This window comes from Microbacterium suwonense (assembly GCF_030296555.1).
GTDB classification, from domain to species: domain Bacteria; phylum Actinomycetota; class Actinomycetes; order Actinomycetales; family Microbacteriaceae; genus Microbacterium; species Microbacterium suwonense.
The window spans coordinates 2,993,272-3,013,570 of the sequence record NZ_AP027728.1 but is presented as its reverse complement, the minus strand read 5'-3'; the positions used below and the strand labels follow the sequence as shown (position 1 = coordinate 3,013,570).

24 protein-coding genes and 1 pseudogene are annotated in these 20,299 nt (G+C 69.7%); 13 read left to right on the top strand and 12 right to left on the bottom strand.

The annotated features are described in order from the left end of the window. The first annotated feature begins 34 nt into the window (after positions 1 to 34). On the top strand, positions 35 to 751 hold the full coding sequence (locus QUE33_RS15060; protein ID WP_286301086.1) for a glutamine amidotransferase-related protein: 717 nt from the start codon (positions 35 to 37) through the stop codon (positions 749 to 751). A gap of 31 nt (positions 752 to 782) precedes the next feature. On the opposite strand, the gene QUE33_RS15055 is transcribed toward QUE33_RS15060, so the two are convergent. Together QUE33_RS15055 and QUE33_RS15050 are read right to left on the bottom strand one after the other, a co-directional pair. Next, a complete protein-coding gene (locus tag QUE33_RS15055) occupies positions 783 to 932 on the bottom strand; it encodes a hypothetical protein (RefSeq protein ID WP_286301084.1) in 150 nt (49 codons plus the stop codon). Next, positions 920 to 1,132, bottom strand: coding sequence for a hypothetical protein (locus QUE33_RS15050; RefSeq protein ID WP_286301082.1), 213 nt, complete (start codon positions 1,130 to 1,132; stop codon positions 920 to 922). The genes QUE33_RS15055 and QUE33_RS15050 overlap by 13 nt, the downstream gene beginning before the upstream one ends. 179 nt (positions 1,133 to 1,311) lie before the next feature. Here QUE33_RS15050 and QUE33_RS15045 point away from each other — a divergent pair, with 179 nt between their 5' ends. Both QUE33_RS15045 and QUE33_RS16300 read left to right on the top strand, forming a co-directional pair. Then, positions 1,312 to 1,887 carry an ACT domain-containing protein gene (locus tag QUE33_RS15045; RefSeq protein WP_350226475.1) on the top strand — a complete coding sequence of 192 codons (576 nt, stop codon included), beginning with the start codon at positions 1,312 to 1,314 and terminating at the stop codon, positions 1,885 to 1,887. Then, complete coding sequence (locus QUE33_RS16300; RefSeq protein WP_350226474.1) at positions 1,839 to 2,117, top strand: formyltransferase family protein; 279 nt, start codon at positions 1,839 to 1,841, stop codon at positions 2,115 to 2,117. Before QUE33_RS15045 ends, QUE33_RS16300 begins: the two co-directional genes overlap by 49 nt. Positions 2,118 to 2,250: 133 nt before the next feature. Here the strand turns inward: QUE33_RS16300 and QUE33_RS15040 are convergent, their stop codons facing one another. Together QUE33_RS15040 and QUE33_RS15035 are read right to left on the bottom strand one after the other, a co-directional pair. Then, a complete protein-coding gene (locus tag QUE33_RS15040) occupies positions 2,251 to 3,294 on the bottom strand; it encodes an NAD(P)H-dependent flavin oxidoreductase (RefSeq protein ID WP_286301081.1) in 1,044 nt (347 codons plus the stop codon). A 42-nt stretch (positions 3,295 to 3,336) separates the two neighbouring features. Beyond that, positions 3,337 to 3,705 (bottom strand): DUF7882 family protein, encoded by a 369-nt coding sequence (locus QUE33_RS15035; RefSeq protein WP_286301079.1) that lies wholly within the window; start codon positions 3,703 to 3,705, stop codon positions 3,337 to 3,339. A gap of 177 nt (positions 3,706 to 3,882) precedes the next feature. Between QUE33_RS15035 and QUE33_RS15030 the strand changes: the two genes are divergently transcribed. From QUE33_RS15030 to QUE33_RS15020, 3 genes are all read left to right on the top strand, one after another. Continuing rightward, the gene (locus QUE33_RS15030; RefSeq protein ID WP_286301078.1) at positions 3,883 to 4,047 is read left to right on the top strand and encodes a hypothetical protein; all 165 of its coding nucleotides are present in this window, start codon (positions 3,883 to 3,885) and stop codon (positions 4,045 to 4,047) included. A 126-nt stretch (positions 4,048 to 4,173) separates the two neighbouring features. Further along, positions 4,174 to 4,605, top strand: a complete 432-nt coding sequence (locus tag QUE33_RS15025) for a CBS domain-containing protein (protein ID WP_286301077.1) — start codon at positions 4,174 to 4,176, stop codon at positions 4,603 to 4,605. Beyond that, positions 4,602 to 5,168 (top strand): FHA domain-containing protein, encoded by a 567-nt coding sequence (locus QUE33_RS15020; protein WP_286301075.1) that lies wholly within the window; start codon positions 4,602 to 4,604, stop codon positions 5,166 to 5,168. Before QUE33_RS15025 ends, QUE33_RS15020 begins: the two co-directional genes overlap by 4 nt. Before the next feature lie 29 nt (positions 5,169 to 5,197). Here the strand turns inward: QUE33_RS15020 and QUE33_RS15015 are convergent, their stop codons facing one another. Next, a complete protein-coding gene (locus tag QUE33_RS15015) occupies positions 5,198 to 5,401 on the bottom strand; it encodes a hypothetical protein (protein WP_286301073.1) in 204 nt (67 codons plus the stop codon). A gap of 687 nt (positions 5,402 to 6,088) precedes the next feature. Between QUE33_RS15015 and QUE33_RS15005 the strand changes: the two genes are divergently transcribed. The 3 genes from QUE33_RS15005 to QUE33_RS14995 all read left to right on the top strand — a co-directional run bounded on the left by QUE33_RS15005 (position 6,089) and on the right by QUE33_RS14995 (position 7,984). Further along, the gene (locus QUE33_RS15005; protein WP_434019602.1) at positions 6,089 to 6,826 is read left to right on the top strand and encodes an SDR family oxidoreductase; all 738 of its coding nucleotides are present in this window, start codon (positions 6,089 to 6,091) and stop codon (positions 6,824 to 6,826) included. Positions 6,827 to 6,851: 25 nt separating this feature from the next. Then, positions 6,852 to 7,136 (top strand): DUF6412 domain-containing protein, encoded by a 285-nt coding sequence (locus QUE33_RS15000; protein WP_286301068.1) that lies wholly within the window; start codon positions 6,852 to 6,854, stop codon positions 7,134 to 7,136. A 110-nt stretch (positions 7,137 to 7,246) separates the two neighbouring features. Continuing rightward, positions 7,247 to 7,984 carry a YidC/Oxa1 family membrane protein insertase gene (locus tag QUE33_RS14995; protein WP_286301067.1) on the top strand — a complete coding sequence of 246 codons (738 nt, stop codon included), beginning with the start codon at positions 7,247 to 7,249 and terminating at the stop codon, positions 7,982 to 7,984. A 295-nt stretch (positions 7,985 to 8,279) separates the two neighbouring features. Here QUE33_RS14995 and QUE33_RS14990 read toward each other — a convergent pair whose 3' ends face one another. Next, on the bottom strand, positions 8,280 to 9,422 hold the full coding sequence (locus tag QUE33_RS14990; protein ID WP_286301065.1) for a sensor histidine kinase: 1,143 nt from the start codon (positions 9,420 to 9,422) through the stop codon (positions 8,280 to 8,282). 231 nt (positions 9,423 to 9,653) lie between these two features. Between QUE33_RS14990 and QUE33_RS14985 the strand changes: the two genes are divergently transcribed. The 4 genes and pseudogenes from QUE33_RS14985 to QUE33_RS14970 all read left to right on the top strand — a co-directional run bounded on the left by QUE33_RS14985 (position 9,654) and on the right by QUE33_RS14970 (position 13,774). Then, a complete protein-coding gene (locus QUE33_RS14985; RefSeq protein WP_286301062.1) occupies positions 9,654 to 10,310 on the top strand; it encodes a response regulator in 657 nt (218 codons plus the stop codon). Positions 10,311 to 10,355: 45 nt separating this feature from the next. Beyond that, a pseudogene (locus QUE33_RS14980) lies at positions 10,356 to 11,638 on the top strand (M18 family aminopeptidase). A 121-nt stretch (positions 11,639 to 11,759) separates the two neighbouring features. Continuing rightward, positions 11,760 to 13,211 carry a purine-cytosine permease family protein gene (locus QUE33_RS14975; RefSeq protein ID WP_286301060.1) on the top strand — a complete coding sequence of 484 codons (1,452 nt, stop codon included), beginning with the start codon at positions 11,760 to 11,762 and terminating at the stop codon, positions 13,209 to 13,211. After that, the gene (locus QUE33_RS14970; RefSeq protein ID WP_286301058.1) at positions 13,208 to 13,774 is read left to right on the top strand and encodes a cysteine hydrolase family protein; all 567 of its coding nucleotides are present in this window, start codon (positions 13,208 to 13,210) and stop codon (positions 13,772 to 13,774) included. Before QUE33_RS14975 ends, QUE33_RS14970 begins: the two co-directional genes overlap by 4 nt. A 23-nt stretch (positions 13,775 to 13,797) precedes the next feature. Here the strand turns inward: QUE33_RS14970 and QUE33_RS14965 are convergent, their stop codons facing one another. The 6 genes from QUE33_RS14965 to QUE33_RS14940 are packed head-to-tail and all read right to left on the bottom strand — an operon-like array spanning position 13,798 to position 20,226. Beyond that, positions 13,798 to 15,282, bottom strand: coding sequence for a sodium/solute symporter (locus tag QUE33_RS14965; RefSeq protein ID WP_286301057.1), 1,485 nt, complete (start codon positions 15,280 to 15,282; stop codon positions 13,798 to 13,800). Then, positions 15,279 to 15,683, bottom strand: coding sequence for a heavy metal transporter (locus QUE33_RS14960; protein WP_286301054.1), 405 nt, complete (start codon positions 15,681 to 15,683; stop codon positions 15,279 to 15,281). The genes QUE33_RS14965 and QUE33_RS14960 overlap by 4 nt, the downstream gene beginning before the upstream one ends. Beyond that, the gene (locus tag QUE33_RS14955) at positions 15,680 to 16,408 is read right to left on the bottom strand and encodes a LytR/AlgR family response regulator transcription factor (protein ID WP_286301053.1); all 729 of its coding nucleotides are present in this window, start codon (positions 16,406 to 16,408) and stop codon (positions 15,680 to 15,682) included. Before QUE33_RS14955 ends, QUE33_RS14960 begins: the two co-directional genes overlap by 4 nt. Next, complete coding sequence (locus QUE33_RS14950; RefSeq protein ID WP_286301051.1) at positions 16,405 to 17,592, bottom strand: sensor histidine kinase; 1,188 nt, start codon at positions 17,590 to 17,592, stop codon at positions 16,405 to 16,407. The genes QUE33_RS14955 and QUE33_RS14950 overlap by 4 nt, the downstream gene beginning before the upstream one ends. Before the next feature lie 40 nt (positions 17,593 to 17,632). Further along, positions 17,633 to 17,881 (bottom strand): YbdD/YjiX family protein, encoded by a 249-nt coding sequence (locus tag QUE33_RS14945; protein WP_378761006.1) that lies wholly within the window; start codon positions 17,879 to 17,881, stop codon positions 17,633 to 17,635. Beyond that, a complete protein-coding gene (locus tag QUE33_RS14940) occupies positions 17,881 to 20,226 on the bottom strand; it encodes a carbon starvation CstA family protein (RefSeq protein WP_286301050.1) in 2,346 nt (781 codons plus the stop codon). The genes QUE33_RS14945 and QUE33_RS14940 overlap by 1 nt, the downstream gene beginning before the upstream one ends. Positions 20,227 to 20,299: the final 73 nt, after the last annotated feature.

Genomic DNA, 20,299 nt, shown 5'->3' with positions numbered 1-20,299 from the left:
CGGCCGACGTCAAACCGGCCCATAGAATCGGTGCATGTCCTCGGTGCTGTACGTGTGCGTGCGTCCGGAGCGCAGCGCGGCGGATGCCGAGCACCGCTCCTTCGCTCGCGATCTCGGCATCCGGAACCTCGCCCGCATCGACCTGCTGCATGCGTCCCTGGAATCCGTCGAGTGGGAGCAGTACGGCGGTTTCGTGATCGGAGGCTCGCCGTTCAACGTCACCAGCGCCGACAAGAGCGAAGCCCAGCAGGCGGTGGAGCACGACCTTGAGCGCATCGCCGCCAGGGCGATCGACGGCGCCGCGTCGGCGCTGTTCACCTGCTACGGCATCGGAGTGGTCACGCGGATGCTGGGTGGCAGAGTGACGATGGATCACCCGGAGCGCGTGCAGGCGACGCGCATCCGCATCACCTCCGCCGGCACGAAGGATCCTCTGTTCGGCCCCAGTGCTCCGGCGATGTCCGTGTTCACCGCGCACAACGAATCCGCCGCCGAGACCCCGCCGGATGCCGAACTTCTGGCGAGCAACGACGGATGCCCGGTGCAGGCGTACCGGGTGGGCGAGCGCCTCTATGCCACGCAATTCCACCCCGAGGCGTCGCCGCAGGACTTCGCGGATCGGATGGCGGTGTATCGCGCGGCGGGCTATTTCGACCCCGGCGAGTACGCCGCGATCGAGCAGAAGGTGCTCTCGGCATCCGTCGAGGGAGCCGACCTGCTGGGCCGCTTCCCGGGGCTGCTCGGACGCTGAGCCCGGCGAGGCGGCTCAGTCACCAACGGCGTCAACCGCCGAGGAGGGCGATCCTCTCGTCGAGGTAGCCGGCCAGCGGCACCAGCCCGCCGGCGCGCGACCAGCGCACGCTCGGCACACCGTCGACCACTGCGAGGGGGCCGGATGCCGTGCCGGCGTCGACCGCCGTCACATCCAGCATCCGCCAGCCGACGTGCACCACCTCCCCTCGGCGAACCCGCCTCGCCGTGCCTGTGCCCGGCGTTCTGCTCGCGCCCGCGCCGACTCCGCCGGGTAGCCGCGGCGCACCTCCTCGGCCGCGCGCAGGATCTCCCCCGTCTCGGCGACCCCGTCGTCGGTGAGCAGCAGCACTCCGAGATGCCAGGCCTCCCCGGCCCGCACGATGCGGTCGGCGCGCCAGCGCGAGGTGCGCAGCAGGCCGAGCCCTTCGCGCGGCCTCCTCCAGGCGCCGGCGCGCGCTCTCCAGCAGCGCGGCGGTGGTGGTCATTCCTCCAGGCTAACGATTCGCCCACTGCCGGTGAATGCAGGCAGAATCGAGACAACCCCTGCAAGGAGCACCCATGCCGCAGTCCGACACCGCACGCCTTCTCATCGCCTGTGACGACCAGCCCGGAATCGTCGCGGCCGTCGCCGGGGTGCTGGCGGAGCACGGCGCGAACATCATCTCCCTCGATCAGCATTCCACCGACGAGCAGGGCGGTCGCTTCTTCCAGCGCACGGTGCTGCACCTCGACGGGCTGGCGGCCAAGCGCCCTGCGCTGGAGACCTCGATCGGCGATGTCGCGGAGCGGTTCGAGATGGAGTGGTCGCTGCACGACACCGCGACGCGCAAGCGGGTGGCGATCTTCGTGTCCAAGTACGACCACTGCCTGATGGAGCTGCTGTGGCGCACCCAGCGCGGAGAGCTCGACATCGACGTGACCATGGTGGTCTCCAACCACCCGGATCTGGCCGAGTCGGTGCGCTCGTTCGGGGTGCCGTTCGTGCACATCCCCCGCGGCGAGGAGCGGATGCGAAGGCCGAGATGGAGGCTCGTCAGCTGGAGCTGCTGCAGGGCAACGTCGATCTGGTCGTGCTCGCCCGGTACATGCAGATCCTCACCGACGACTTCATCGCACGCATCGGGGCGCCGGTGATCAACATCCACCATTCGTTCCTGCCCGCCTTCGTCGGCGCCAACCCGTACGCGCGGGCCAAGGACCGCGGCGTGAAGCTGATCGGCGCGACCGCGCACTACGCCACCGCCGACCTCGACGAGGGGCCGATCATCGAGCAGGACGTCACGCGCGTCACGCACGCCGAGTCCGCCGCCGAGCGCAGCGCCGCGGCGCCGATGTGGAGCGCTTCGTGCTGGCCCGCGCGGTGAAATGGCACGCCGAGGACCGCGTGATCGTGCACGGCCGCTCCACCGTCATCCTCTGACCAGCCCGTCTATATGTCACTCCTGCACGCGACACGCCGAGCGCCCCGTGCACAAGCGCCAGATAGACGGGTGTGGGTCAGACTGCGGGCACTCCGGCGAGCAGCTCGGTGAAGACGGCGGCGGCAGTGGCCCGGCTCGCCAGCGGCGCCGACTGGCCCAGCCACAGCGATTGCAGCTCGCCCATGCCCCGCTGACCCGCCACCGCACGGAATCGCCCGGTCAGCCAGTTCTGCGCCGGGAAGGGCGCGATGGCCGCGGATGCCTCGATCTCGGCCACCGCACGGTTGCGCACGCCCCGGGAGAGTCGGCCGCTCATCGCGCGGGTGAGCACACTGGCATCCGCCGCGGTGGATCGGATCGCCGCGCGATGGGCGTCGTTGGCGGCCGACTCCTCGGTGACGAGGAACGACGTGCCGACCTGCACACCGGAGGCACCGAGCGCGAACGCCGCCGCCGCACCGCGCCTGTCCGCGATGCCGCCCGCCGCGATGACCGGCACATCCACGGCATCCGCCACCTGGGGCACGAGCGAGACCAGCCCGACCAGCGACTCCTCCGCCGCACGCAGGAACGACACGCGATGCCCGGCCGCCTCTGCACCGGTCGCGACGATCGCATCCACGCCGCCGTCCGCCAGTGCGACGGCCTCGGCGACCGTCGTCGCCGTGCCCAGCACCCGGATGCCGCGGCGATGCGCCTCGTCCACCAGCGACGCTGCCGGCACGCCGAACACCACGCTGAGCACAGCGGGCGCGGCCTCCCAGATCGCGTCGAGCTGCTCCTCCAGCGACGGCAGATACCGCTCCGGCCTGGCGGGCCGCTCGATGCCGACCTCGGCGAAGAACGACTCGAGGGCCGCCGCGTACGCATCGTGCTCCGGCCCCGGCAGCACCTCGTCGCCGGTGGGGAGCCAGATGTTCAGCGAGAACGGCGCCGACGTCGCCTCGCGCAGGGCGCGCGCCGTCGCCCGGATCCGCTCGCCGTCGTACCCGTAGAGCCCGTACGACCCCAGCCCGCCGGCATCGCTCACCGCGGCGGTGAGCGCGACGGATGACAGTCCGCCGAACGGCGCCAGGATGATCGGATGCCGGATGCCGAGCAGTTCGCGCAGATCAGTCATTCTTCGAGGCTACGCCCGGGCATCCGCGCTCGATGCCGCCGCTCAGTTGTCGGGCATGCCCACGCGCAGCTCGCTCGCCTCGACGCCGCCAGCGCCCTCGCCGCCGTCGCTGCCCTCGGCCGTCTCCGGGACGAGGTAGAGGCCGCCGGGAGAGTTCGCAGTGAATGCGAGCCCCTCGGTCCATCCGCGATTGATGGAAGGCTGGCGGCTGCCGTAGTACTTGAAGACGAGCGAGCTGCCCGGGTGGATCCACACCGTCGTGCGTCCGCCGCCCACGCTGACGTCCTCACGCCAGCTGAACGGGAAGGGTTCGCCGCGTCTCAGCTTCGCCGTGATGACGAGCTGAAGATGCATCAGAGCCCGATCCTCGAACTCCGCCTTCACCCCGCCCTCGTAGATGAACTTGCCCATGCATCCTCCGTCCGACCACCGGCTGCCGTCCGACGGCATCCGGCCTGAGCACTACGTTAGGCGATCCCGCCGATGACAGCGCCGCAGCCTGCCGTCAACCCCCTGTTCGCCGTTCGCGGCCCGGCGTAGTGTCACGGATGCCGGGGCACCCCTGCCCCGCAGGATGGAAGGTTCGCCATGAATATCCTGTTCATCATCATCGCCGTCGTCGCGATCATCCTCGCGGTCACCGGTGGACTCGTGCAGTCCCTGAGCTTCCTGCTCTGGGTCGGACTCGTCCTGCTGGCACTTGCGGTGATCGCCTGGCTCATCCGCATGATCTCGGGCCGCAACTCGGTGTGATGGCCGCAGCCGTGTGACGGCACGGATGCCGCACTCGAAGGACTGTCAACCCCCTGCGGGGCCCGGCGGGAACTCCGTAGGGTCAGACCCTGAACCCGCAGCATCCTGAACGCACCCCGAGGAGAGATGATGACGCTGACGACAGAGCTTCTGGCAAAGGACATCATGACGCCCGGCGCCCGGTGCATCGGCGAGAACGACTCGCTGGAGACCGCGGCACGGCTGATGGCGGATCTGGATATCGGCTCGCTGCCGATCTGCGGTGAAGACGGCAAGCTCAAGGGCATGCTGACGGACCGCGACATCGTCGTCAAGGCGATCGCGAACGGCCACGCGGCCGACACGACCACAGCCGGGGCTCTCGCTGAGGGCAGGCCGTTCATGGTGGACACCGAGGACGACGCCCGCCATGTGCTCGAGTTGATGCAGGAGCACCAGGTGCGCCGCATCCCGGTCATCGACGACCACGTGCTGGTCGGCATCGTGGCCGAGGCCGACATCGCACGGCGTCTTGACGCGCAGGACACCGGCGAGACCGTGGAACGGATCTCACGATGAACGAGAACAGATCCGGCGTGGGAGGTGACCGCGAAGCGATGGCTGAGGATCTGCGTCGACGACCGGCGGATGCCGGCACGACCCATTCCGAATGGGGCTCGGGCGACCCGCATCTGCTGGTGACCAGGGAGGGCGAACGAAGCACATTCGGCATCGCTCAGGAGCTGATCCGCATCGGCTCGGCGACGGATGCCGAACTCGTGCTGGACGGAGCGGATCCGCTGCACGCCACCATCACGCACGACGACAGGGACGAGTACGTTCTCACGATGCACGGCGAAGGCCAGATGAACGCCTGGTCGGAGGACGACAGTCGCACCGAGGTGCTGCGCACGGGCGCCCGATTCACGATCGCCGACTGGACGCTGGTGTTCATGAGAGCGGAGTACGCCGATCACGGTCGCCCCTTCGGCGGGCGCGAGGGCGGCGAGCTCTCGGATCAGCCCCCGCAGCCGCAGCGTCCGGACTACGCGCGGCAGCAGGCGTCCGGTTCGGATCAGCAGCATGCCGCCGGCTCCGGCGAGGACGGCGAGGAGGGCGGCTGGGAAGTCCGCAACGGCTGACGGATGCCGTCGGCCGGACGCCCCGTGGATCAGTCCACGGCTTCGCGCTGCGTGCGGATGAAGTCGCGGTCTCGAACCGTGAGGCGTTCGGCCCTCAGCATCCGGGTGCCGGTCAGCAGCTCGACCTCGTCGCGCACGATGTCGGGGATGATCTCTCCGCCCAGGGCGTCGAGAACCTCCTTGGCCTCAGCGGACAGCCGCGGCCACCAGGTGTGGATCTCGGGATCGGTCATGTCGGCCTCCTCTCACTTCGCCCGATGCTCGCATTCCGCACCGTCGAACGCGGAGGGGTTGACACCCACCGCCTCGCGTCTCGCAGCGCATCCCTGCGTCGCAGATCGCCTACCTTCGGAGCGTCCCGGTGAGTATGGTCGGCAGCAGAGGAGGAAGGACATGGCCGAGCAGGACAGCGCAGAGCACGGGCGCGGGTACACGCCCACGACCACGCACGCCGAGTGGGGAGCGGGAGACCCGCGTCTGCTGGTCTCCCGCGACGACGCGGATCGCTTCGTGCACCACCTCACGACGGATGTCGTGACCATCGGCTCGGGTGACGACTGCACGCTGGCGTTGGCGGGCGCCGCGGCTCTGCACGCCACGATCACGCACGACGACCGCGACGAGTACGTCCTCACGATGCACGGTGCGGGCCGGATGAACGCGAGCAGCCCGCCCGGAGAGCACGGCGAGCGCGTCGAGACCCTGCGCACGGGTGCGCGCTTCACGATCGGTGACTGGACACTCGTGTTCAGCCGGGAGGAGTTCGCCGATCACGGGCGTCCGTACGGCGGCCGGGAAGGCGGCGAGGAGGGCGGCAGAACCGCCAGCCCGAGCGGCCCGACTACCCCGCCACCGGCGCGGTCCCGACCCAGGGCGGCTGACCCCGGCTCCGCTGACCCGGGCCGCTGTACCGTGGGGTCATGGTGGAGGTCATCGTCGTCGGCGGCACCGGGCAGATCGGCGCGAAGACGGTCGCCCGGCTGCGTGAGCGCGGTCACAGCGCCGCAGCGGCATCCCCGAGCACCGGAGTCGACCTGGTCACCGGCAGGGGTCTGGATGCTGTGCTCGCCGGCGCCTCGGTCGTGATCGATGTCTCCAAGCCGCACGCAGGCGACCCGGCATCGGTGCAGGAGTTCTTCACCACCGGCACGGCCAATCTGATGCGCGCCGAACGGGCGCACGGCATCCGTCACCACCTGGGGCTGACCATCGTCGGCTCGGGGCGTCCGCACGACATCCCCTTCTACCGGGCGAAGACGCTCGGCGAGCGCACCGTTCGGGATTCCGGTGTGCCGTGGTCGCTCGTGCACGCCACGCAGTTCTTCGAGTTCGCTCCGGCGATCGCCGCGATGGCCGATGCCGACGGCGCGATCACCCTGCCGGACGTCGACGTGCAGCCCGCAGCGGGTGCCGATGTGGCCGACGTGATGGTGGAACTGGCTCTGGCGGCGCCCCTGCAGGCCGACATCGAGATCGCCGGCCCCGAGCGGATGCCGCTGGCAGGCTTCGTCTCCCGGGCGCTGCGGGCCCGCCACGACGACCGCGACGTACGCTCCGGACCTGAGGGCCGGTACTTCGGGGCCGGCCGGCCGCCGAGACACTGCTCCCGGATGCCGGTGCGCGGATCCTTCCCACCCGATTCCAGGACTGGCTGCTAACCTCTTCCGCAGAAGGGGGACGCTCATGACCGAGGCGATCGGCTCGCTGCTGCAGCTCATGCTGACGGCGCTGGGCGTGGTTCCCCTCCCTGCCGGGATGACAGCGGGCGGCATGCTCGGCGTGGCCGCGATCCTCGTCGCCGTCGCCGTGATCGCGATCGCGCTCACCACGGTGACGCCGGTCTTCGGCATCCGCTCCGCGCCGCACCCGCGGCGCGCCATCGATGTGTCCACCCTGCTCGCGCAGAGCGATCCGGATGCCTCCGGTCATCCGCGCCCGCGGGCCCCGGGAGTCGCGTCCGCCGCGTGATCCCGTGCGGGCGGGGTGCTCCTCTGCGCAGAACACCGAGAGCAGCCCTCCGCTGACGTCGGGAGACCGCGGCCTTCGCCGACCCCTTCCGACCCTGCGAACGGACACCCATGGACATCTTCGCCTTCCCTCCACTGACCTTTCTTCTCGATGGCGCCTACAACGCCCTGCTCTGGCTCGTGGGGGTGCTGCAGCCGTTCACCGGCTCGGTCTCCGCAGCGCTCGCCGTCATCCTCGTCACCCTCATGGTGCGCACATGCCTCATCCCCGTCGGCGTCTCGCAGGCCAGGGCCGAGCAGCTGCGTGCCCGACTCGCCCCGAAGATGCGCGCTCTGCAGCAGCGGCACGGGAAGGATCGTGAGCGCCTGCAGCGGGAGACCCTCGCGCTGTACCGTGACGAGCAGGCCTCACCGCTGGCCGGATGCCTGCCGCTGATCGTGCAGGCGGCCGTGGTCGGCGTCCTGTACACGCTGTTCCTGCGCCCGCAGATCGCCGGGCATGCCAATGCCCTGCTGACCCACGATCTGCTCGGTGCGCCACTGGGCACGTCGCTGGTGCACGCGTTCGGCGCGGGGATCGATGCGCCGACCGGAGTCGTCTGGGCGGTGGTGCTGCTGATCATCCTGATCGTCGCCGACATCACGCGCCGACTGTTCCGTCCGCAGGTGCCCACAGAGGGCCCGCTGGCGACACCAGGGATGTTGGGGCTGATGAGCGCACTGCACTATCTGACCGCCGTGTTCGCCGTGCTCGTTCCGCTGGCCGCTGCGCTCTACCTCGTGGTCACGGTGACCTGGACGCTCGGGCAGCGCGCGGTGCTGCGGCGTCGCTACCCGCTGCCGTCATGAACGCGGCACGAGCGCAGGGCGGGCGTGAGCGCGCGTGAACCGCGCGGGACAAGGCTGGTTGGGCGGAGTCATACAACCCGGAGTCTCACAGCACTGCTTGCGCTCAGAAACAGAGACGATCGCGAGCGTGGCGGTACAAAAGCCTAGAGATCACGCTCGCGATCGTAGCGCTGGGGACGCTATAGGCGCTGGGGACGCCCATCTGGGAACCTTCAGGATATGTGCGGGCGCGATGCGGCACCTAGAGCCGAAGGGCGAGATCTAGCTGGACTTTCGTCTAATATCGACCCGCATGTCATGACAGCGGCAGCCGTGCGAACACCTGCCAGGCCCCATCCGAGGGCCCCGCGCTGAACTCGCCGCTCGCACCGATGACGCGTTCCGCCATCCGATTCAGTCCTGTTCCGCTGGAGGGCAGGTCGCGGCGTGGCGTCTGCGGCAGAGGACTGCGAATGGTCAGTGCGGCATGCTCGTCGTCCACGTCCAGGCGGATGAGCACCTCGCCGGGGCCGGCGTGCTTGAGGATGTTCGTCGCCGACTCCCTGACGATCCGGGCGAACACGATGTCCGCGACGCGCGGGATCCGCTCGTCGAGCGGACTGCCCTCGGCGCGCACGGTGTGGCCGGCGGCATCGATCTCCGATATCGCCTCGCCGATCGCCTCGTCCAGATCGCCGGTGTGCACGCCGGCGACGCGCGGTCCGTCGTCGGCGAGCTCGATGACGAATCGGAGGTCGGCCATCGCCTTGCGTGCGGCCACCCGGATGGCCTCCTGCGAGGCCGTGGTCATATCGGGGTCGTCGAGCATCTGCACGTGCAGCGCGACGACGGTGAGGTGGTGGGCGATGCTGTCGTGCAGTTCGCCGGCGATCCATCGCCGCTCGGCGAGCACGGCCTGCCGCTCCTGTTCCGCACTCTCCGCGAGGCGTCGCTCAAGGCTGTTACCGCGGGCGGAAGCCAGGCGCAGCGCATAGCCGAGGGCACCGGCGACGGCGGCCACGACCAGATAGATGCCGACGTTGACGGGCACGCGGTGGTCGCCGTAGGCGACCGCAGCGGTGGCGACGAGAAAACCGCCAGCATAGGCGAGAACCAATGCCGTGGATCCCAGGCGCATGACCATCCCTGCGGCGACCGCAGCAGGGATCAGGACGATCGAGTCCTGGCCGACGACGAACGAGAGGAGGAAGACACTCCCCAGCAGGATGGTGGCGACGGGCGGCCACCACAGGTAGAAGGCGAAGACGACCGTGGCCGCGATGCTGAACAGCGGTCCGATCGGATCGATATCAGGGGTGGATATGAGGCCGATGACGTCGAAGAAGGTGACGACCACCAGAAACACGAGCACGGCGACGCGCTCGAGCGTGGTGAGACGCTCTCCTCGACTGAGGCGGAGAAGACCGGGGTCATCCCGGGTCGTTCGACCGAACGGCATAGGTCGAGTATCTCCTATTTGCCGGTTATAATCAGCGAATGGCGCCGAAAAGGCGTGCGATCTGCTCCCAGAAAGACATCGAATTCACCTCCAAGATGTGGTCGGATGTCTAAGTACTCATTAATCTTCTCGGTTAGCTCCTCAAAGCACATCCAACTCACGGTCATACTTCGCTAGACGAAGGTCTAGGTCTCTCCCTGACCTCCTGCGCCGCACCGATAGGCTTCTTCCATGCCGCAGATTCGCGTCCTCATCGTCGACGACGACCCGCTGGTGCGCTCCGCACTCGCTCACTTCGTCTCGCGCGGCTCCGATGTCACCGTCGTGGGCGAGGCCGAGAACGGGCTCGAGGCGATCGCCTTCCTCGAGCACGACCGTCCCGATGTCGTGATGATGGACGTGCAGATGCCCGAGATGAACGGCATCGAGGCCACCGCAGCGATCAGCGAGCGCTGGCCGGAGGTGCGCATCCTGGCCGTCACCACCCTGGACGGCAGCGAGACCGTGCTGCCGATGCTCAGCGCCGGGGCGTCGGGCTATCTGCTGAAGGATTCCAGCGCCGAGAGCATCCTCGAAGGCGTGCGCGAGGTGTACAGCGGAGCGAGTTCGCTCTCGCCGCGCATCGCCTCGCTGCTGGTCAAGCACGTGCGCAGCACCGAGCCGGCCAGCGGCGCTGCCGAGGCGCTCGAGGCACTCACCGACCGCGAGATGGAGGTGCTCGAGCGTCTGGCTCAGGGCATGTCGAACGCCGAGATCGCCCAGGCGCTCATCGTCTCGGAGGGCACCGTGAAGGCGCACCTCGGCCGCATCATGTCGAAATGGGGTGTGCGCGACCGCGTGCAGATCCTGGTGACCGCCGCGCACGCTGGTCTCATCGACTTCCACTGATCCGCACCTTCGGCTCCCCTGCTCGAGCCGACTAGCATCGTAGTCATGCCCGCCCGCGCTGCTGCCCTCGCCCATGCCGACGATCTCGCGGACTTCGTGGCCGTGTCGCCGTCGAGCTATCATGCGGCGCACGAGGTCGCCCGCAGGCTGCAGGATGCCGGCTTCACCCGGCTCGACGAGACGGCGTCCTGGCCGGCACAGGCCGGCGGACGGTTCGTCGTGGTGCGCGACGGCGCGGTGATCGCCTGGGCGGTGCCGACGGATGCCGCAGGCACGACCCCCGTGCACGTGTTGGGTGCGCACACGGACTCCCCGGCTTCAAACTGAAGCCCAAGCCCACGACGGGTTCGCATGGCTGGCTGCAGGCGGCGGTCGAGGTCTACGGCGGCCCGCTGCTGAACTCCTGGCTCGATCGTGAGCTGCGCCTGGCCGGGCGCCTCGCCCTGAGCGACGGCCGAGTCGTGCTCGCCGCGACCGGGCCACTGCTGCGCCTGCCGCAGCTGGCGATCCACCTCGACCGCGGAGTGAACGACGGGCTCGCCCTCGACAAGCAGACCGGCACGCAGCCGGTGTGGGGCCTCGGCGATGCGGCATCCGCCGATCTGCTCGCCGAGCTCGCGTCGGCAGCCGGGGTCGACGCCGCTGACATCCGCGGCTTCGACGCCGTAGTGGCCGACGCCGCCCGCGGTGCCGTGTTCGGCAAGGACGACGCCTTCTTCGCCGCCGGCCGGCTCGACGATCTCGCCTCGGTGCACGCCGGCGTGGTCGCACTGATCGAGGCCGCGGACGCGCCGGCGCCGGTCATCCCGATGCTCGCCGCCTTCGACCACGAGGAGCTCGGCTCGGCATCCCGTTCCGGCGCCGCCGGACCCTTCCTCGAGGACGTGCTCGCCCGCGTGTACGCCTCGCTCGGCGCGGATGCCGCCGATCAGCGCCGCGCGTTCGCGGCATCCTGGCACCTCTCCAGCGATGTCGGCCACTCTGTGCACCCGAACTTCGCGCACAGGCACGACCCCGTGGTGCAGCCGCTGCTCGGGTCGGGTCCGATCCTGAAGATCAACGCCAACCAGCGCTACGCGACGGATGCCGTCGGAGCAGCAGCCTGGGCGGCCTGGTGCGAGGGCGCCGGTGTGCCCTCGCAGGAGTTCGTGTCGAACAACACCGTGCCCTGCGGGTCCACGATCGGGCCGATCACCGCCACGCGGCTCGGCATCCGCACGGTGGACGTCGGCATCCCGATCCTGTCGATGCACTCCGCCCGCGAGCTCGCCGGCGTCAGCGACCTGTACGACCTCTCGCGCGTGGCCCGCACCTTCTTCGCCGGCTGACCCGCGCGCTGGGGCACTTCAGGTGGCCCAGCTGGCCGAATCCCGCGCGTTGAGGCGGCGAATCGTGCCACGCGAAGCCCGAAACACCCCACGATGGTGTGCGCAGTGCCAGGATGAGGGCATGTCCGAGAACATCCCCTCAGCGCCCGCGCTGATCGAGCGCACCGGCATCGAGATCATCCCCGAGTCCGATCGCACCGCCAAACCCCGCGACCTGTTCTGGCCGTGGTTCGCCGCGAACGTGTCGGTGTTCGGCATGAGCTACGGCTCGTTCGTGCTGGGCTTCGGCATCTCGTTCTGGCAGGCGACCGTCGTATCGGTGATCGGCATCGTCGTGTCGTTCTTCCTGTGCGGGCTGATCGCCATCGCGGGCAAACGCGGCTCGACGCCGACCATGGTGCTCTCCCGTGCGGCGTTCGGCGTGCACGGTCAGAAGGTGCCCGGCATCGTCTCGTGGCTCACCTCGATCGGCTGGGAGACGTTCCTGGCGATCATGGCCGTGCTCGCCACCGCCACCGTGATCACGCGGCTCGGCGGCGACGGTGACAGCATCGCCCTGCGGATCATCGCGACGCTGATCGTCGCGGCGCTCATCGTGGCGGCATCCGTGCTCGGCTACCACACGATCATGAAGATGCAGTCGGTGCTCACCTGGATCACCGGTGCGGTGACCATCCTGTACGTGATCCTGGCGGTGCCGCACATCGACTTCGCCGCCGTGCTCGCCCACCCCGACGGCAACATCGGTCAGGTGATCGGCGCGCTGGTGATGGTGATGACGGGGTTCGGCCTGGGCTGGATCAACATCGCCGCCGACTGGTCGCGCTACCAGAAGCGCACCGCGAGCGACGGCGCGATCGTCTTCTGGAACACCTTCGGTGGCGCGATCGCCCCGGCGATCCTCGTGGTCTTCGGTGTGCTGCTCGCCGGCTCCGACCAGAAGCTGATGGATGCCGTCGGCGCCGATCCGATCGGTGCCCTGGCTGCGATCCTGCCGATCTGGGTGCTCGTGCCGTTCCTGCTCACGGCCGTGCTGGCGCTGGTCTCGGGCGCCGTGCTCGGCATCTACTCCTCGGGCCTCACACTGCTGAGCCTGGGCATCCGCATCCCCCGTCCCTCGGCCGCGGCGATCGACGGGCTCATCCTGACCCTCGGCACGATCTGGGTCGTCTTCTTCGCCGAGGACTTCCTCGGGCCGTTCCAGTCGTTCCTGATCACGCTCGGTGTGCCGCTGGCCGCCTGGGCCGGCATCCTCATCGCCGATATCCTGCGCCGCAAGCGGGACTACGACGAGCTGGCCCTGTTCGATCCGAAGGGCCGCTACGGCGCCTGGGACTGGACCGCGATCGTCACGATGGTCGTCGCCTCGGTCATCGGCTGGGGCTTCGTCGTGAACCTGTTCGCCGCTGAAGCCGCGTGGAACAACTGGCAGGGCTATCTGCTGTTCCTGGTCGGTGGCGACGACAGCGTGTGGGCGGGCGCGAACCTCGGCGTCTTCTTCGCCCTGGTGCTGTCGTTCCTGGTCACCTGGTTCGCACGGGCCGGGAGGATCCGCCGCCAGGAGCAGGTGTGAACCGGCACGGGGCCTGGCTGGTCGTCATCGACCCGCAGAACATCTTCGCCTCGCCCGACTCCGAGTGGGGCTCGCCGTTCTTCGACGAGGCGATGACGAACATCCGCCTTCTCGCCGACGCCTTCGGCGAGCGCGTGCTGGTGACGCGCTGGATGCCGACGGCCGACCGCTCCACGTCGTGGGGCGAGTACTTCGCGGCGTGGCCGTTCGCCGACCAGCCGGCATCCGATCCGCTGTTCGACCTGGTTCCCGAGGCCGCGTCGCTCTCCCCGCATCCGACGCTGGATCTGCCGACCTTCGGCAAGTGGGGCGCGGGGCTGGAGGCGATCGTCGGGCGCGGCGGGCACGTCGTGCTCACCGGGGTCTCGACCGACTGCTGCGTGCTGTCGACGGCGCTGGCCGGCGCGGATGCCGGTGCCCGGCTCACCATCGCGACCGACGCCTGCGCGGGCTCCACCGCAGAGAATCATGCGGCGGCGCTGCACGTCATGGGGCTGTACCCGCCGCAGATCACACTGGCCGACACCGCCGCCGTGCTCGCCTCCGCCGGCATCGCCCCCTGAGGGCCGGCGCCGGATCGCGTCGCTCAGCGTTCAGGCGTCGAATCGGGCTGCCGGTGCTCGGGAAGGTGCAGCCGCGCCAGATAGCGATCGGCCCTCGTCGGAGCGCGATGCCGATCCAGCCGCGAGACGACGATCACCACAGCAGTGGTCAGCGGGATCGCCCAGGCCGCAGGCTGGGCCAGCAGCACCCCGGCGAACCCGGCATCCGCACCCCACAGCATCGAGACCAGCAGCGAGATCCCGCAGGTGAGTGCACCGACCAGCATCCCCGTCGCCGCACCGCGGGCGGTGAGGCCACGCCACCACACGCCGAGCAGGATGACCGGGGTGAGGCTGGTCGCCGCGACCAGGAACACCGTGCCGACGCTGGACACCAGAGCCTCCGGCCCCGTGAGCAGGGCGATCGCCAGCGGCACGGTCGCGCACAGCACCGCCGAGAGCCGGAACGAGCGCACCGAGCCGTCGAAGACGTCCTGGCTGATCACCCCCGCCAGCGACACGACCAGCCCGGAGGAGGTCGACAGGAACGCCGCGAACGCGCCCGCGACCACGAGTGCGGTGAGCGCCGTCCCGATGGGGCCGGGCAGCACGCGCGACGGCAGCGCCAGCACGACGGTGTCGGCCAGACCGGGCTGAGCGAGGTCGGGAGCTGCGACGCGGGCGATCAGGCCCAGAGTCCCCGACACCGCGTAGAACGCCCCGATCATCGCCACCACCAGGACGGTCGTCCGCCGCGCCGAGCCTCCGTCCGGACTCGTGTAGAAACGCACCAGCACGTGCGGCAGACCGATCGTCCCCAGCAGCAGGGCGATCATCAGCGACGCCGTCGAGTAGGCATCCGTCGCCGACGGCCCCACCTCGACCGGAAACGCGAGCGCCGGCTCCAGCGACGGCTCCCGCCCGGACAGCACGATCAGCAGCACCACCGCAGGCACCAGCAGAGCGGTCAGCTTCAGCCAGTACTGCATCGCCTGCACGACGGTGATCGCCCGCATACCTCCGGCCGCGACGATTCCCGTCACCACGGCGACCACCACCACGGCTCCCACCCACGGCGGAAGATCCGCGACGACGCGCAGCGTGAGCGAGGCACCGTGCAGCTGCGGCACGATGTACAGCCAGCCGATCACGAGCACGAGCAGGCTGGAGATCCGCCTGGCGGCACCGGATTCCAGCCGCGCCTCGATGAAATCGGGGAGCGTGTACGCGCCGCTGCGCCGCAGCGGCGCCGCGACGAACAGCAGGAGCAGCAGGTACCCCGCCGCGTAGCCGATCGGGAACCAGAAGCCGTCCGCGCCGACCAGCAGCACCAGGCCGGACAGACCGAGGAAGGTGCCGGCGGAGAGGTACTCGCCGCTGATCGCCGACGCGTTCCACACCGAGCGCACGCTGCGGGAGGCGACGAAGAAGTCGCCGGTGGTGCGGCTGAGGCGCACGCCCATCACGCCGAGCACCACGGTCGCGACGACCACCAGCGCGATGGCGGTCAGATCCAGCGCCGCGTTCACAGGATCGTCTCGCGCTCATCGTCGGCGAGCGCTCGATAGCGCCGCTCGTTGCGCGTCGCGCCGCGTGCGTACAGGATCGCGAAGACGAGCACGACGGGGTAGTAGCCGTACGCCTGCAGCAGCCACGACAGCGGCACGCCGATGAGGAGGGGGTCGGCGGTGCGGGCGATGACGAAGATCATGAGGGTGAGGACGAGCGAGACCAGCAGGAAGCCGCCCAGGCATCCGACCGCCAATCGCAGCTGCGCGCGGATCAGCCCGTTCAGGAACACGGTGTCGGCTTCGTGCACCGGTGCTCCGGGCAGGGCGATTCCCGACGTCGCTGCACTCTCGGCGGCGGTCAAGGTCTGATCGGCCGTGACCCGCACGCGGGCAGGGCGATCGCCGGCCGAAGAGCTCATCTCCGGTCCGTCCGCACCAGGCGGCTGCGCACGGCGGGGATGAGCCGTCGGCTGACCGGCAGCTCCACCTCGGCCAGCACCACCGCGGGCGTCGACCCGCTCAATCGCACCTCGGTGACGGCGTCGATGTGTACGAGGTAGGAGCGGTGGATGCGCACGAACCCCGCCGCAGCCCAGCGCTCCTCGAGCTCTGAGATCGGCATCCGCACGAGATGGCTGTCCCCGGATGCGGTCCACATCCGGGAGTAGTCGCCCTCCGCCTTGACCCAGCGCACGTCGCCGCGTCGCACCAGGCGCACGGTCTGGCCGACGGGTACCGGTATGGTCTCGGCATCCTCCTCGTCGCCGGCCTCCATCCCCCGGCGCTCAGCCAGCACCCGGTCGATCGCACGGCGCAGCCGCTCGGGACGGATGGGCTTGAGAACGTAGTCGACCGCGCGAACCTCGAAGGCCTCCAGCGCACCGGCCTCGTCGGCGGTGACGAAGACGACGGCGGGGCGCTGTGCGAACCGCTCCAGCGCCCGAGCCAGGTCGAACCCGCTGATGCCGGGCATGTGGATGTCCAGGAACACGGCATCCACGGCGGCCGTCGACAGCAGCCGCAGGGCGTCGGCGCCGCTGGCCGCCTGGTGGATCGCGCCGATCCTGGCATCCGACTGCAGGAAACCGGCCAGCTCCGCCAGCGCAGGCGGCTCGTCGTCCGCGATCAGCACATCGAGGATCATGGCGCTTCCGTCTCGTGCAGCGGCTGCGACTTCGGTATCCGCATCCGGACCATGGTACCGGCGCCGATGTTCGTCTCCACGACCAATCCTCCGGCTCGCCCGTACAGCCGGCGCAGCCGGGTGTCGACGTTGCGCAGCCCCACGTGCGTGCTCAGAACCGGACCGGACAGCGCCCGCTGCACCACGTCGGGATCCATGCCCGCGCCGTCGTCCTCCACCGAGATCTCGGTGTGCGTCATCTCGTCGGCCGCCGCGATCACGATCCGCCCACCGTCCGCGAGCGGTTCGAGACCGTGCCGGACGGCGTTCTCCACCAGCGGCTGCACCGACAGGAAGGGGATCACCGTCGAGAGCGTCTCGGGGGCGATCCGCAGGCGCACGTCCAGCCGCTCCCCGAACCGCGCGCGCTCGAGCTCGAGGTAGTGACGGATGCTGACCAGCTCCTGCGCGAGGGTCGTGAACTCGCCCTTCTGCCGGAACGAGTAGCGGGTGAAGTCCGCGAAGTCCAGCACCAGGGTGCGCGCGCGCTCGGGGTCGGTGGTGATGAACGAGGCGATCGCCGCCAGCGAGTTGTAGATGAAGTGCGGGCTGATCTGCGCGCGCAGGGCCCGCAGCTCGGCTTCCGCGAGACTGGCGCGCGACACCTCCAGATCGGCGAGCACGATCTGCGATGCGCACCACTCCGCCACCTCGCCGGTCGCCCGCACCAGCGGGCCGCGCACGGCGTCGGCGAAGGCGATGAGCACCCCGCGCACCTGCCCTTCGACGAGGATCGGCGCGCCGACGGCCTCGTACTGCGTGCCGTCGCGGGCGTCGCGCCGTGGGAACACCTGCCGGCGCCCCGTCTCGCGCACGCGCTCGGCGATGCGTCGCGCCGAGGTCTCCAGTCCCGTCACGGGCCCATCGGTGGCGACCTCGCCGTCGGCCAGCACGATGGCCACGGCCTGCGCGCCGAGCAGCGTCCGCAGGTGTCGAGCCGCTCGCGGCAGATCGGGCCCGGACGCGCCCCGCAGTTCGGCGGCGGCGAGGCCGGCGACGTGCAGGGTGCGGGAGGTGGCGCGCTCCACCTCACCACCCAGGTCGCGGGAGCCGCGGGCCAGCCGCCGGATGAGGATGAGGGCGAGGGCGAGCAGCACTCCCACAGCGACGCCGATCGCGCCGGCGAGCACCGTCTGATCGGTCATGCGCTCAGCATACGGTGGCCTGTCGGCCTCGAACGGGCGCTCAACAGCAGCGGGCGCCCGGGTTGCGGTCCTGCTCCGCCATCCGGTCGCGCCAGAACTGCCGCTCGGTCGGAATGGGCGCATCGGGGTGGTGCGCACGCTGATGCGCGACGTACACCTCGTAGTCGCGGTCGCCCATCAGCGTCGTCACGTACCAGCGGACCGCGGTGGCGGCGCTCCGCATCCGCCGCCACACGGCGACGGATGCGGAGCGGGTGCCGGGGTCGGCGGCCCTTGCGAGAGGGGCCATCAGTGCCTCGACGGTCCTCGGCGGGGCTGCGTGAGCTCGTGCTCCTGCCAGCGGCTCTCCAGCTCGCGTTCGGCGCGCGTGGGGATCAGCCCCGCGGGGGCGAACCGGCGCGACGGCACAGCGGGCTCCTCGCCGCTGTCGTCGACGACGCCGGAGCGGATCGCCTTGATGCCGACCACGACGGCGATCACCATCACGATCGCCGTGAGCACCACGAAGATGATCGACAGCGTGCCCTGCACCGCCGTGTTGCGGATGACCGCCTCGACCACCTCGGGGCTGCCCAGGCTGCCGTCTCCCGCCACCTGCGCGGCACGGTACTTGGCGTTGTTCGCCCAGTACCCGATGCCCGGCACCGGCGAGAAGATCTTGTACAGCGATGCCGTGATCGTGATCACCGCAGTGAAGGCGAGCGGCAGCGCGATGATCCACAGCCAGCGCACGTAGGATTTCCCGCGCTTGGCGACGATGGCGAACACCACGGCCAGGGCGATGCCGGCCAGCAGCTGATTGGCGATTCCGAACAGCGGGAAGAAGGTGTTGATGCCGCCCAGCGGGTCGGTGACACCGAGGATGAGGATGTAACCCCAGCCGGCGACCATGATCGCCGTGCAGATCCACACGCCCGGTCGCCAGCTGACGTCGCGGAAGCGCGGCAGGAAGGCGCCGATGGTGTCCTGCAGCATGAAGCGCGCCACGCGGGTGCCGGCGTCCACGGCGGTGAGGATGAACAGCGCCTCGAACATGATCGCGAAGTGGTACCAGAAGCCCATGATGGCGGGGCCGCCGATGAGCTGGTGCATGATGTGCGCGAGGCCGAGCGCCAGGGTCGGCGCGCCGCCGGTGCGCGAGACGATGCTCTCCTCGCCCACCGCCGACGCCGTGGAGCTGAGCACATCCGGAGTGACGTTCACGCCGGTCAGTCCGAGCGAGTTCACGAACGCGGCCGCGTTCTCGACGGTGCCGCCGGTGAGAGCAGCCGGTGCGTTCATCGCGAAGTAGATGCCCTGGTCGATGGAGATCGCCGCGACCAGCGCCATGATGGCGACGAACGACTCCATCAGCATTCCGCCGTAGCCGATGAACCGGGTCTGGCGCTCCTTCTCGATGAGCTTCGGCGTGGTGCCCGAGGAGATCAGCGCGTGGAACCCGGAGAGGGCACCGCACGCGATCGTCACGAACAGGAACGGGAACAGCGCGCCGGAGAACACCGGACCGAGGCCGGTCTCGGCGAACTCGGTGAACGCGGGCACCGAGATCTCGGGACGCACGAGCACGATGGCACCGGCGAGCATGACGATCACGCCCACCTTCATGAAGGTGGACAGGTAGTCGCGCGGCGCCAGCAGCAGCCAGACGGGGAGGATCGCGGCGATGAAACCGTAGACGATGATGCCCCAGGCGATCGTGGTGCGGTCGAGGGTGAAGACGGCCTGGCCCCACTCGGTGCCGGCGACCGCGCCGCCGCCGATGATCGCGGCGATCAGCAGCACGAATCCGATCAGGGAGACCTCGGTGACCCTGCCGGGGCGAAGGTAGCGCAGGTAGACGCCCATGAACAGGGCGATGGGCAGCGTCATCCCGACGCTGAAGACACCCCAGGGGCTCTCGCCCAGCGCATTGACCACGACGAGCGCGAGGATGGCGATGATGATGACCATGATCAGCAGCGAGGCGATGATGGCGGCCGTGCCGCCGAACTTCCCGAGCACGTCGCGGGCCATCTGACCGATCGAGCGCCCGCCGCGGCGCATCGAGAAGAACAGCACCGTGTAGTCCTGCACAGCGCCGGCGAGCACGACGCCGACGATGATCCAGATGGTTCCCGGCAGGAACCCCATCTGCGCGGCGAGCACCGGACCCACCAGCGGGCCGGCGCCGGCGATGGCGGCGAAGTGGTGCCCGTACAGCACACGACGATCGGTCGGCACGAAGTCCTTGCCGTCCTCAAGGACCTCGGCCGGGGTCGCGCGGCGGTCATCCGGACGCAGGAGGTACTTCTCGATGACCTTCGCGTAGAACCGGTAGCCGATCAGATAGGTGCAGACCGCGGCGAACACGAACCAGATCGCGTTGACGGTCTCGCCTCGTACGATCGCGAGCATCGTCCAGGCGACGCCGCCGAGCAGGGCGATCGCCGCCCAGAGCAGGATCTTCGGCAGGGTCCAGCGGGACTCCCGTTCGTGATCGGCTTCGGATACGGCGACCGGCGGCAGGGCGGGATCCTGTTCGAGGGTGCCGTCGGCGCCCTCTCCTCCGGGGAGACAGCTGTCATGGGTTTCTCCTTCACACGCGGCATTGCGTGTCGCCAGGCTAGAGAGTGCGTGACGGATGCGGGGGCGCATCCGCCATGCGGGTTCGACTGTGCGACGAACGGCGGTGCCGCCGCGACGAGCGGCGGGCCGACTGCTGAGACTG